This is a genomic window from Pseudomonas sp. IB20 (genome assembly GCF_009707325.1).
In the GTDB taxonomy this organism is placed as follows: Bacteria; Pseudomonadota; Gammaproteobacteria; order Pseudomonadales; family Pseudomonadaceae; genus Aquipseudomonas.
Genome location: NZ_CP046103.1, coordinates 3,030,793 through 3,043,380 on the forward strand (window position 1 = coordinate 3,030,793; position 12,588 = coordinate 3,043,380).

Annotated in this window: 12 protein-coding genes; 2 read left to right on the forward strand and 10 right to left on the reverse strand. The window is 62.1% G+C overall.

Annotation, left to right across the window (positions count from 1 at the left end):
- Positions 1-10 precede the first annotated feature (10 nt).
- The 8 genes from murB to GJU48_RS13975 all read right to left on the reverse strand — a co-directional run bounded on the left by murB (position 11) and on the right by GJU48_RS13975 (position 6,867).
- On the reverse strand, positions 11-1,030 hold the full coding sequence (gene murB / locus GJU48_RS13940) for a UDP-N-acetylmuramate dehydrogenase (RefSeq protein WP_094952286.1): 1,020 nt from the start codon (positions 1,028-1,030) through the stop codon (positions 11-13).
- A complete protein-coding gene (locus GJU48_RS13945; RefSeq protein ID WP_094952287.1) occupies positions 1,027-1,491 on the reverse strand; it encodes a low molecular weight protein-tyrosine-phosphatase in 465 nt (154 codons plus the stop codon). Before GJU48_RS13945 ends, murB begins: the two co-directional genes overlap by 4 nt.
- Entirely contained in the window at positions 1,491-2,255 is a 765-nt protein-coding gene (gene kdsB / locus GJU48_RS13950) for a 3-deoxy-manno-octulosonate cytidylyltransferase (RefSeq protein WP_094952288.1), read from the reverse strand. Before kdsB ends, GJU48_RS13945 begins: the two co-directional genes overlap by 1 nt.
- Entirely contained in the window at positions 2,252-2,437 is a 186-nt protein-coding gene (locus tag GJU48_RS13955) for a Trm112 family protein (RefSeq protein ID WP_094952289.1), read from the reverse strand. Before GJU48_RS13955 ends, kdsB begins: the two co-directional genes overlap by 4 nt.
- Positions 2,438-2,461: 24 nt before the next feature.
- Complete coding sequence (gene lpxK / locus GJU48_RS13960; protein WP_094952290.1) at positions 2,462-3,472, reverse strand: tetraacyldisaccharide 4'-kinase; 1,011 nt, start codon at positions 3,470-3,472, stop codon at positions 2,462-2,464.
- Positions 3,472-3,900 carry an ExbD/TolR family protein gene (locus GJU48_RS13965; protein WP_094952291.1) on the reverse strand — a complete coding sequence of 143 codons (429 nt, stop codon included), beginning with the start codon at positions 3,898-3,900 and terminating at the stop codon, positions 3,472-3,474. The genes lpxK and GJU48_RS13965 overlap by 1 nt, the downstream gene beginning before the upstream one ends.
- Positions 3,897-4,532, reverse strand: a complete 636-nt coding sequence (locus GJU48_RS13970) for a MotA/TolQ/ExbB proton channel family protein (RefSeq protein WP_094952292.1) — start codon at positions 4,530-4,532, stop codon at positions 3,897-3,899. Before GJU48_RS13970 ends, GJU48_RS13965 begins: the two co-directional genes overlap by 4 nt.
- 109 nt (positions 4,533-4,641) lie before the next feature.
- A complete protein-coding gene (locus GJU48_RS13975; protein WP_094952293.1) occupies positions 4,642-6,867 on the reverse strand; it encodes a DNA internalization-related competence protein ComEC/Rec2 in 2,226 nt (741 codons plus the stop codon).
- Positions 6,868-7,002: 135 nt separating this feature from the next.
- Here GJU48_RS13975 and GJU48_RS13980 point away from each other — a divergent pair, with 135 nt between their 5' ends.
- A complete protein-coding gene (locus GJU48_RS13980; RefSeq protein ID WP_094952294.1) occupies positions 7,003-7,518 on the forward strand; it encodes a DUF2062 domain-containing protein in 516 nt (171 codons plus the stop codon).
- A gap of 3 nt (positions 7,519-7,521) precedes the next feature.
- Here GJU48_RS13980 and GJU48_RS13985 read toward each other — a convergent pair whose 3' ends face one another.
- Together GJU48_RS13985 and GJU48_RS13990 are read right to left on the reverse strand one after the other, a co-directional pair.
- Entirely contained in the window at positions 7,522-8,892 is a 1,371-nt protein-coding gene (locus GJU48_RS13985; protein ID WP_094952295.1) for a sensor histidine kinase, read from the reverse strand.
- Positions 8,879-9,604 (reverse strand): response regulator transcription factor, encoded by a 726-nt coding sequence (locus GJU48_RS13990; protein ID WP_094952296.1) that lies wholly within the window; start codon positions 9,602-9,604, stop codon positions 8,879-8,881. The genes GJU48_RS13985 and GJU48_RS13990 overlap by 14 nt, the downstream gene beginning before the upstream one ends.
- A 205-nt stretch (positions 9,605-9,809) precedes the next feature.
- Here GJU48_RS13990 and GJU48_RS13995 point away from each other — a divergent pair, with 205 nt between their 5' ends.
- Positions 9,810-12,563, forward strand: coding sequence for a response regulator (locus tag GJU48_RS13995; protein WP_094952297.1), 2,754 nt, complete (start codon positions 9,810-9,812; stop codon positions 12,561-12,563).
- Positions 12,564-12,588: the final 25 nt, after the last annotated feature.

Here is a 12,588-nt window from a genome sequence, read left to right on the forward strand (position 1 = left end):
TTCCAGCGCTTCAGTACTGGTTAGGTTCCATTTCCAGATCGACCTTGAAGCGTTCGGCAATATCCTGCTGGATACGCAGCGCCAGGTTGGCAATGTCGTGCCCCGAGGCGGCGCCGTAGTTAACCAGCACCAACGCCTGCAGCTTATGCACGCCTGCGTCGCCGTCACGAAAGCCTTTCCAACCGGCCTTGTCGATCAGCCAGCCGGCGGCGAGCTTCATCTGCCCATCGGGCTGCGGGTAAGCCACCAGGTCTGGATACAGCGCCTGTAGCTCTGCGGCCAGCGCCTGGGACACCAGTGGGTTCTTGAAAAAACTCCCGGCATTACCCAGTTGGGCCGGGTCCGGCAGTTTTTCGCGGCGGATGCTGCAGATGGCGCGGCTGACGTCGCTGGGCGTCGCCTCGGTGATGCCCTGCCCGGCCAGGCGTTGCTGCACCGGGCCGTAATCGAGTTTCAGATGGCTGACGCGGCTCAAGGCAAAGCGCACGCGCAGAATCAACCAACGCCCTGCATCGTGCTTGAACAGGCTGTCACGGTAGGCAAAGTCGCACTCTTGCAGGCTGAAGTCGCGCAGCTCGCCGGTGTGGCGATCCAAGGCGGTCAGGCCGGCAAACACATCCTTGACCTCCACACCGTAGGCACCGATGTTTTGCATCGGTGCAGCGCCGACGGTGCCGGGGATCAGGCTGAGGTTTTCCAGGCCACACAAACCATGTTCCAGGGCCCACAGTACAAACGGATGCCAGGCTTCGCCCGCTTCGGCCTCGACCACCACGTGCAGGCCATCATCGTGCAGCACCCGAATACCCTCGGTCGCCATGCGTAACACCAACGCCTGGATATCCTGGGTCAGCAGCAAGTTGCTGCCACCGCCGATCACCAGCAGCGGCAGCCGTTGCGCTGCCGCATAGGCCAGGGCTTCGCGCACATCGGCGTCGCTGCGGGCCTCGGCGAACAACTGGGCGCGCACATCGATGCCAAAGCTGTTGAATGGTTTGAGCGATACCTGCGCAAGCACTTGCAAGGTCATAACCGCCCCTTCAATTCGATCACCAATAAATCACAGGCGCGCTCGATCAGGTCGAGGACGCGCTCAAAGCCTTGTTCGCCTTCGTAGTAAGGGTCCGGCACCTCGTCCACTTCGGCCTCAAACCGGCGCAGGAACAAGTCCAGCTGCGCCTTGCCTTGCCCAGGGTGCAGTGCCTTGAGGTTGCGCAGGTTACTGTGGTCCATGGCGAGGATCAGGTCATAGCGCGCAAAGTCAGCGCGCGAGACCTGCTGGGCACGCTGTGCCGACAGGTCATAACCGCGCACCAACGCTGCACGCTGGCTGCGCTGGTCTGGCGGGTTGCCGACATGCCATTCACCGGTGCCGGCCGACGCTACTTCGACCTGGCCTGCCAAGCCCGCCTCGCGCAACTTATGGCGCAATACGCCCTCGGCGGTTGGCGAGCGGCAGATATTGCCCAGGCAGACAAACAGAACCTCCATCAGGCCCCCAGCAGGCGACGGACGCGCTCAAGGTCTTCCTGGGTGTCGACACCGGCAGGCGGCGCTTCCAGGGCATCGCCCACATGGATACGCACGCCGTGCCACAGGGCACGCAGTTGTTCCAGGGCTTCGGTGTTTTCCAACCAGCACGGGCCCCAGCTGACGAAGTCCTGCAGGAAGCCGGCGCGGTAGGCGTAGATGCCGATATGGCGGCGGTACGGCACGCCCTGCGGCAATACGTCAGGGCTCTTGGCGAAGGCGTCGCGCGCCCACGGCAGGATCGAGCGGCTGAACGTCAGCGCCAGGCCATTAATATCGCTGACCACTTTCACCACGTTCGGGTTGAACAGTGTTTCGATGTCTTCAATCGGCTCAGCCAGGGTCGCCATGCGCGCTTCGCCATGGGCAGCCAGGTTGGCGGCCACCTGATCGATCACGCACGGCGGAATCAGCGGCTCGTCGCCCTGCACATTGACCACGATGGCATCGGGCGCCAGGCCCAGCTGCATGGCGACTTCGGCCAGGCGGTCGGTGCCGGAGTTGTGGTCTTCGCGGGTCAGTACCGCTTCGGCACCAAACCCTTTGCAGGCTTCGACGATGCGCGGGTCGTCGGTCGCGACCACGACCCGTTCAGCGCTGCTCTTGCAGGCTTGCTCCCACACCAGCTGGATCATCGGCTTGTTGCCGATCAATTGCAGCGGCTTGCCCGGCAGGCGTGTCGATGCATAGCGCGAAGGGATGACAACGGTAAAGGCGGTGGTCATTTATCCAGGCGCTCATCAGTGGTCAGGGTACGGGCTTCGCTCTCCAGCATCACCGGGATGCCATCACGGATCGGGTAAGCCAGGCCTGCGCCCTTGCTGATCAGCTCGGTTTTGTCGGTGCTGAGCTTGAGCGGGCCTTTGCAGATCGGGCAAGCGAGAATGTCGAGCAGTTTGGTGTCCATGAGTGTTTCCTGGAAAAAAGCGATTTAAGGCAAGAGTCGGGCAGGCAGCAAGCGCATCAGTTGCGTGTCGAACCAGGCAACAAATGCGGGCGACGGTACCGCATCCACCGCAAGGTACCACCAGTCGGGCTGGGCAAAGGCGCGGCACTTCACCGCGTCCTTTTCGGTCATGACCAGCGGTAACGACGGCGTGAAATTCAAGACCTCGGCGCTGTAGGGCGCGTGGTCGGCAAAAGCATGGGGTATCGGCCGCCAGTGTAGCGTTTCAAGGGTATTGAAGAAACGTTGCGGGTTGCCGATACCTGCAACCGCATGCACCTGTTGGCCCAGCGGAAAATAATCGGTCGGCTGGCGCTCACCGGTGTTCAAGTTGATCAGTGCCGTGGGCACCAGGCGAAAGGCAAACCCGCCCTCGCGATCAGCATCGGCGCCGTTATAGAGCAACGCATCGACACTCTGCAAACGCTCCACTGGCTCGCGCAGCGGCCCGGCTGGCAGGCAGCGGCGGTTGCCCAAGCCGCGGGCGGCGTCGATCAGCACCAGTTCAAGGTCGCGGGCCAGGCGGTAATGCTGCAGGCCGTCATCGGAGAGGATCAGGTCAAGTGGCTCGCTGGCCAGCAGCGCTTTTACCGCGCGGCTACGGTCTGGATCAATCATCAGTGGCACGCCGCTGCGCTGCACGATCAACAAGGGTTCATCGCCAGCCACTTCAGGGCTGTGGCTGGCCTCGACCCGCCATGGCAACTGTGGCGGCTTGGCCCCATAGCCACGACTGACAACCCCGACGCGCAAGCCACTGCGCCGACAGTGATCGATCAGCCACAGGATCAACGGCGTCTTGCCCGTCCCGCCCACCGTGATATTGCCGACCACCACCACCGGCACCGGTGACTGGTAGATCTCGCCCTCGCCTGCCAGGAAGCGCGCGCGCTTGCGTTGCACCACCCGACGATACAACGACTCCAGCGGCCGCAGCAGCGTCAGCGCCGGATGCCCTTCGTACCACGCCTTGAGCAAACGATCAGACAGGGCCATCAGGGTTGCGCCGCCGCCTCAACGGTGGTCATGCGCAGATGGGTGAAGCCGAGCTTGCCGGCGGCATCCATCGCGGTGATCACCGCTTGATGTTGGGTTTTGCCATCAGCACTGATGGAAAGAGGCATTTTGGTATCACCGCCAGATTCTTTCTGCAGGGCGTCCATCAGGCTGGTGAGGTCGTTCTTCTCCAGCAATTGGTTATTCACCGAAAACACCCCGTCGGCGCTGATGGCGATGTCCAGTTGCTTGACTTCCTGGTCCTCGGCCGGCGAGCCGCTCACCGCTTCCGGCAAGTCGACACGCAGCTGGGTTTCCCGGGTAAAGGTGGTGGTGACGACAAAGAACAGCAGCAGGATAAACACCACGTCGATCAGCGACGCGAGGTTGATATCAACATTTTCCCGTTGCTTACGGCGAAATTTCACACTCGGCCCTCGACGAAATCGACATCGCGATCGCCCTGCACCACTTCCACCAGCTTGATGGCTTCTTGCTCCATGCCGACCACCAGTTCATCGATGCGGCGCTGCAGGAACCGGTGGAAAAATACCGAGGGAATACCAACCATCAAGCCCGCAGCCGTGGTGATCAAGGCCTTGGAGATACCGCCGGCCAACACGGCGGCGTTAGTGGTCATGCCCGAGCCCATGAACGAGCTGAAAATATCGATCATGCCCAGCACCGTACCCAACAGGCCAAGCAACGGCGCCATGGCGGCGATGGTGCCGAGCGCATTGATGTAGCGCTCCATTTCATGGATGACCCGTGCGGCCGCCTCTTCAATGCACTCTTTCATGATCTCGCGACCATGCTTGGAGTTGGCGAGGCCCGCGGCGAGGATTTCACCCAGGGGCGAATTGGCGCGCAGTTCCTTGAGCTTGTCTTTGTCCAGTTGCTTGTTCTTGATCCAGCCCCAGACCTGGCCCAGCAGATGCTCAGGCGTGATGCGACTGGCGCGCAGGGTCCACAGGCGTTCGGCGATGATGCCGAGTGCGGCGATGGAGCTCATGATGATCGGCAACATCATCCAGCCGCCGGATTTGACCAATTCCCACACAGTGAATGTCCCCTCGAAAAAGTGCGCCACTTTACCATATAGGTTCGCCGGCGGGGCTCGTCAGCCATAGACCCGCCCGGCGCGGGCCTCGGCCACTGGTAACGCCGAGTCACGGTAACGCTTCACGCCAGAAACGGCGTTGACCGCGCGCAACAACAGGTGATTGAAATGCGCCCAGTTGCAGACGTACGGCACCTTGCTCGGCGCTGTCGTACACCCGGCTGCTGAGTGCCTGATAACGCTGCATCACCTGCGGATGGGGATGACCGAATGCGTTGCCACGGCCACTGGAAATCAGCACCGACTTAGGCGCAAGCCGCGCCAGGAAGGGCTCGGACGAAGAGCTGCGACTGCCATGGTGCGGCGCTTGCAGCCAATCGGTCGGTACGGCCAAGGGAGATGCGAGAAAAGCCTGTTCGGCGGCGCGGTCAATATCGCCGGTCAGCAGCAGTCGTTCACCGTTAGCCTGTACCCGCAACACACAGGATTTCGGGTTGCTACTAGTGGCGCCAGGCCACTGCCACAGTTCAAATGACACGCCATCCCACTCCCACTGCTCACCGCTGATACAGCGCTGTGTGGCAAGCAATGCCGGCAACCCTTCGGTTTCGCCACCGACGACGCGCTTTACCGAAAGCGCAAGGGCAACCGCGGCCGCGCCGCCGGCATGATCAGCGTGAGCATGGCTGATCACCATCATGTCCAACGCCCCTACTCCGAGCGTTCTGAGCGCAGGCAGTACCACGCGCTCACCAAGGTCAAATGCCCCCGAGCGCGGCCCTACGTCGTAAAGCAGCGTGTGGTGGCGTGTGCGCAGGATCAGCGCTTGCCCCTGGCCAACATCCAACTGCGTTACTTCTACTTGCCCATGAGGCACCAGTTGCCTGGGCGGGAAGACCGCCAGCAATAGCATCGGCCAGCCCAGCAGCCGAAACGGCACGCCTTTGGGCAACAGCAGCAGTACCGCGCCCGCCAGGCTCACTAACCAATAACCCAAGGGCACCTCGGCCGGTATCCAGGCCGGGCGCTGCCCTGCCAGCAGTGCCAAGCCCCTGAACAGCCCATCCAGCGCCCCGCCTGCCAGCCACAACAAGCCCTCGCCCACAAACGGTACCGCCAGCAGCACAGCCCCGACCAGCGCCAAGGGCAACACCACGAGGCTGATCCACGGCACGGCAAACACGTTAGCCACGGGCGCACTGAAGCTGATGGGCAAGCCGAGCACCAACAAAACTGGAAACAAGCCGATGGCGATCATCCACTGCGCACGCGTCCATGCTTGCCACCAGTTCCATGGCCCCAGGCGCCCGCTGAAGGCCAGCACCAGCACCCCAACGGCGGCAAACGACAGCCAGAATCCTGGCTGCAAACTGGCCAATGGTTCCAATATCAGTACGCCATTGAGCGCCAGCAACAACGGCCACCAGACGCCCAAATGCCGAAAGCGCAAACGCCAGAGCAGGACCAACCCGACCATCACACATGCCCGCTGCACCGGCACGCCAAACCCCGCCAGCAAGCCGTACCCCAGCGCGGCGGCAAACGCTAGGCCGCACGCCCACGGCAGCCACGGCATGGCTCGGGGCCAGCAACCGTAGCGCGCCAGCCCGGCCACCAAGCCGTAGATCAGCCCCGCCAACAAACCGATGTGTTGGCCGGAAATCACCAGCAGGTGTACGGTTCCGGTGTCCTGCAGCACCCGCCAATCTTCAGCGGCCAGCCCTGAGCCGTCGCCCAGCACCAGTGCCGCCAGGCCAGCCTCGCGGCCCTGGGCATCCACGGCTTTCAGGCGCTGGCGGAGGCTGTCGCGCCAGGCGTTGCGAGCCGGCGCCAAGCGCTGGCCGTCTTTTACCGAGGCGGTTGCGCCGATGCGCTGGGCCAGCAGCCAGGCCTCGTAGTCAAAGCCATGAAAATTGAGCAACCCCGACGGCCGCTTCAACGTCACCGCCAAGCGCCAATACTCGCCGCTATTGACCCGCGGGCCACCGTGCCAGGACACCCGGATGCGCTTGGGCACTCGCGCAGTGCGCGACCGGCTGTCGGCCAGTTCGAAGCGCACGCCGGTGCTGGTCTGCTGCGGCAACCCGATCACACGCCCCTGCACCCAGCGCGTTTGCCCATCCAGCGCTGGCTTGAGGCGATCATCCAGCGCCCACTGCGCGCTGATACAGGCCCAGCACAAGCCCACGAGGAAGAACGCCAGCGGGTGGGTGCGAAAAGGCAACAGCATCAAGGCCACCGCCAACATCGCCAGTAGCCATCCGGCCGGCGGTAGAGACGGGAAAAATCGCAGTGAAAGCAGTCCAAGTCCGAGCGCAAACATCCCTGTTCTCATGAATCATCCTTTTCCTGTGGTCCACTCAGTCTTAGTCGGGTACCCAGCACCGACTATGATGTTTTGTAACAAAGTCTGAATTTTCTGTTTATAGAATGCGGGCATACTTGCCCCTCGAACTGACCTGGACCCCTTATGCCCCGGCGCTTATTCAAACGGTACATGCCCGATCCCACGAGTATCAGGGAACACAAGTCCTTACGATTTCTCGGCACGCTGCTGCATGACCCCAACCTCTGGCACCTGAACCGGCACTCGGTGGCGCGCGCCATGGCGGTGGGTTTGTTCGCGGCATTTATCCCGATTCCCTTGCAGATGTTGTTGGCGGCGTTCCTGGCGATTGCGGTGCGCGGCAATATGCCCATCGCCGTCAGCCTGGTATGGCTGACCAACCCGATCACCATGCCGGTAGTGTTTATTTGCACCTACATGACCGGCGCCTGGCTGATGAATGTGCCGCCGCGCAGCCTGCCCGACCACCTGACCTGGGAATGGATCAGCAGCCAGTTGAGCACGCTGTGGCAGCCGTTTCTGCTGGGCTCGGTGGTGCTGGGGGTGGTGCTGGGCGCACTGGCTTATTGCCTGACCATGGGCTATTGGCGTTGGTGGGTTGCGCACCAGTGGAAGAAACGCAAACAGCGCCGTGCTTGAAGATTATCGGGCCAGCAGGCGCAGATGCACCCGCAAACCTTGCCCGGTATTTTCCGCCCACAAGCGGCCACCCTGGCGCTGCACGGCGTTGCGCGCGATGCTCAGGCCCAGCCCAAAACCGCCATCACCGGGCCGTGAGCCGTCCAAACGGGTAAAGGGCGCGAAGATACGTTCCAGGTCTTGCTCATCAATGCCGCCGCCCTGATCCTCCAGCCAGATGTGCCAATAATCACCTTCTCGGCACCCGTCCAGCGTGACCAGCCCGTGCGCGGGAGAATGCCGAATGGCGTTGCGCAGGATATTTTCCACGGCCTGGGCCAGTGCATTCAGGTTGCCGCGCACCCAGCAGTCGCCCGCCAACAGGCAAGGCAAGCGCGAGGCTGGCCAGCCACTTTCAAAACAGGCGTTTTCCCGGAGCATGTCCCACAACGCCTGGAGCTGAATCTCTTCATTGGGCAGCGGGGTTCTTTCGCTGTCCAGCCAGGCCAGTTGCAGGCTGTCTTCCACCAGCCGTTGCATGGCGTCGACTTCGCGCCCCAGCCGCTCGCGCAACTGCGCCAGATCCTGCTCGCTGTCACAGGCCACGCGCAAACGGCTCAGCGGCGTACGCAGTTCATGGGACATGTCCCGCAACAGCTGTTGCTGCAACACCACCGTGCCCTGCAACCGCTCGGACATGTGATCAAAGGCGCGGCCCAGCTCGCCCAACTCATCCTGGCGACTGGTGGCCTCGCGAGACATGCGCGTGTGCAATTGATCAGCGCGCCAGGCATTGGCCTGCTCGCGCAGTTGGTTAAGGGGCATGATCAGCAGGCGATAGAGGCCCACGCACAGCAACAAGGTAAACAGGCCGGGGATCACGCCATTGGTTACCACCCGCCAGAACAGTTGATAGCGCCCAGGCTTGAAGCGTTGCGGCAATTCAATCACTAGCGAGCCGACGCCCGGGTCCACTGGAAACGGGATTTTCAACCACGGCAGGCCTTTGACATGCCGGCTGACCGGCCACTCCAGTCCGCGCAAGAAGGTCAAACGCTGGCTTTCCTTGTTACTCAACGGCGTGCTGCTCAACGATTGCAAGTCATTGCCGATCACACCGATCCACGTGGTTTCGCGCGTGGCCATCAGTTGCAGCCAGGCATCGACGCCCGCACTGCCCTGGGTGCTCCACGCCAGCTCGGCACCGGCCGCATAGCTGCGCAGAATCTCGCGCGACTCGTCGGCCAGGTAGGCATTTTGCTGTTCCATGTACCGGCCCCAGGACCAACTGAGCCAGATCATCAGCAAACAGAAGGCAATCAACAGGCAGGCGAGCTTCCAGAATAACGAATGCTTACCGGGCAACTGTTTGAGCAGCCGCTCAAAGCGCTTCATCATGACCGCTCAGCACATAGCCCTTGCCCCACACCGTGCGCACTGCTTGCTCGACGTAGCCGATGGCCTTGAGCTTGCGACGAATCTGGCTGATATGCATGTCGAGGCTACGGTCGTGGGCTGCGTAACCACGCTGCAATACGTGCTGATAGAGGAAGGCTTTGCTGAGGACTTCGTCGGCATTACGGTGCAGGGTTTCCAGCAGGCGATATTCGCTGCGAGTCAGCCCGGCAAAGTGGCCCTGATAAAAGACGTCGCACAATTGATCGTCAAAGCGCAGCGTGCGGGTGTCGTCGCGTGGCGGCGAGAGGCTCGGCAACGAACGGCGGTCGAGGGCCACGCGGCGCAGGATGGCTTCGATGCGCACCCGCAGTTCGATCATGCTGAACGGCTTGGGCAGGTAGTCGTCGGCGCCGAGGCGAAAACCGCTGACGCGATCGGCTTCCGCGCCCAGGGCCGACATCAGGATCACCGGGGTCGCATGGCTCTGGCGCAGGTGCGTGAGGATCGACAACCCGTCCAACCCCGGCAGCAGGATATCCATCAACACTACGTCAAACGCCTGATCGCGGGCCATTTGCAGGCCCTGCTGGCCGTCCTGGCACCAAGTAACCTGGAAGCCACAGCGACCCAGGTGCTCATGGACGTAGGCGCCAAGCACAGGGTCATCTTCGATTGTCAGGATACTGGGTAAGCCAACTGCGGGATTCATTAGCGTCTGCAAGTCATTCTCAATGGCCGATTATTCAAGATTAAACGGCCACAGGCAATCGCCACCCGGCCCCCAATGGCCCGAAGATTGCGCTCTGTGATTAATTTGCGAGATTCCAGACTGCGCAAATGGCTACACTGCGCAGGTGGCGTGGGCCGGATGCCCGCGTGGATAATTGAAAACCATGTGGTAGCAGGAGAGTGGCGTGCTTAGAAGAATGGGGATAAAAGGCCGCGTACTGTTGCTGACCTTGTTACCGACCAGCCTGATGGCCCTGTTGTTGGGGGGCTATTTCACCTGGATGCAGCTCTCGGAGTTGCAAACCCAGTTGCTGCAACGCGGCGAAATGATCGCCGAACAACTGGCGCCGTTGGTGGCCCCGGCCCTGAGCAGTAAAAACACGGACTTGCTGGAACGCATCGCCACCCAATCCCTGGAACAACCGGACGTGCGCGCCGTGTCGTTCCTGGCGCCGGACCGCTCGCCCCTGGCCCACGCCGGCCCGACCATGCTCAACCAGCCGCCCATCGGCAACAGTTCCCACCTGCTGCAGCGCACCGGCAATGACGCTACGCGCTACCTGCTACCGGTGTTTGGCCGCCATCGCAACCTCGCGGGCGAGTTGATTCCCGATGAAGCCGACCGCCTGCTGGGTTGGGTCGAGGTGGAACTGTCGCACAATGGCATGCTGCTGCGTGGCTATCGCAGCCTGTTCGCCAGCCTGCTATTGATCGCCATCGGCCTGATCTGCACCGCGGCGCTGGCAATGCGCATCAGCCGCACGATCAACTCACCGATCGGCCAGATCAAACAGGCCGTGGCTCAACTCAAGGACGGCAACCTGGAAACCCGCTTGCCGCCGTTGGGCAGCCAGGAATTGGACCAGCTCGCTTCGGGCATCAACCGCATGGCCGAGACCCTGCAAAATGCCCAGGAAGAACTGCAACACAGCATCGACCAGGCCACTGAAGACGTGCGCCAGAACCTGGAAACCATCGAAATCCAGAACATCGAACTGGACCTGGCACGCAAGGAAGCCCTGGAAGCCAGCCGTATCAAGTCGGAGTTCCTGGCCAACATGAGCCATGAAATCCGCACGCCGCTCAACGGCATCCTCGGCTTCACTCACTTGTTGCAAAAAAGCGAACTGTCGCCGCGCCAATTGGATTACCTGGGCACCATCGAAAAGTCCGCCGACAACCTGCTGGGCATCATCAACGAAATCCTTGATTTCTCAAAAATCGAAGCCGGCAAGCTGGTCCTCGACAGCGTGCCGTTCAACCTGCGCGACTTGCTGCAAGACACCCTGACCATCCTCGCACCCGCGGCACATGCCAAGCAGCTCGAACTGGTCAGCCTGGTGTACCGCGACACCCCGCTGGCGCTGGTCGGCGACCCGTTGCGCCTCAAGCAGATCCTCACCAACCTGATCAGCAATGCGATCAAGTTCACCCGCGAAGGCACCATCGTGGCCCGGGCGATGATCGAGGACGAACAGGAAGACAGCGTGCAACTGCGCATCAGCGTGCAGGACACCGGCATTGGCCTGTCGAACCAAGATGTACGCGCGTTGTTCCAAGCCTTCAGCCAGGCCGACAACTCGCTGTCGCGCCAACCGGGCGGCACCGGCCTGGGCCTGGTGATTTCCAAGCGCTTGATTGAGCAGATGGGCGGCGAAATCGGCGTCGACAGCACACCGGGCGAAGGCTCGGAATTCTGGATCAGCCTTAACCTGCCCAAGACCCGCGACGACGTCGACGATCTGCCCTCCCCGCCGCTGCTCGGCCGCCGCGTGGCCGTGCTGGAAAACCACGAACTGGCACGCCAGGCGCTGCAACATCAGCTGGAAGACTGCGGCCTGGAAGTCACGTCGTTCAACACCCTGGAAAGCCTGACCAACGGCATCACCAGCGCGCATCAAACAGAACAGGCGATTGACCTGGCGGTACTCGGCGTGACCGCCAATGACATTCCGCCCGAGCGCCTCAACCAGCACCTGTGGGACCTTGAGCACCTGGGCTGCAAAGTGCTGGTGCTGTGCCCGACCACCGAACAGATGTTGTTCAACGAATCGGTGCCCAACCCCAACAGCCAATTGCAGGCCAAGCCTGCGTGCACACGCAAGCTGCGTCGCGCCCTCGCCGACCTGATCAGCCCACGCCCTACGCGCAACGAACCCGGCGAGCCACTGTCCAGCCGTGCGCCACGCGTGCTTTGCGTGGACGACAACCCTGCCAACCTGCTGCTGGTGCAAACCCTGCTCGAAGATATGGGCGCCAAGGTCCAGGCGGTGGAAAGCGGTTATGCCGCTGTCGACGCCGTGAAGCAGGAAACGTTCGACTTGGTATTGATGGACGTACAAATGCCCGGCATGGACGGCCGCCAAAGCACCGAGGCAATCCGCCAATGGGAAAGCGAGCGCCACGGCACGCCGTTGCCGGTAGTCGCCCTCACCGCCCACGCCATGGCCAACGAAAAACGCGCCCTGTTGCAAAGCGGCATGGACGATTACCTGACCAAACCCATCAGCGAACGCCAACTGGCCCAAGTGGTGCTGAAATGGACCGGCCTGGCCCTACGCAACCAAGGCCCGGATCGCGCGGCTGACGGCCTGGGCGCCAGCACAAAACTGCTGGTGCTGGACCATGAGGAAGGCCTGCGCCTGGCTGCCAACAAGGCCGACCTGGCCGCCGATATGCTCGCCATGTTGCTGGCGTCTCTGGAAGCTGACCGCCTGGCGATTACCGTTGCGCGCGAAGCCAATGACAACAACGCTCTGATTGAACGTGTCCACCGCCTGCACGGCGCCACGCGCTACTGCGGCGTGCCGCAATTGCGCGCCGCCTGCCAACGCGCGGAAACCTTGCTCAAGCAAGACGATGCCAAGGCCATGGCCGCCTTGGATGAGCTGGACATGGCGATTGCCCGGTTGGCCAGTGAGGCGCGCGTCAGCGTCTAAAGCTTCCGGATTTATTCAGTGAGAG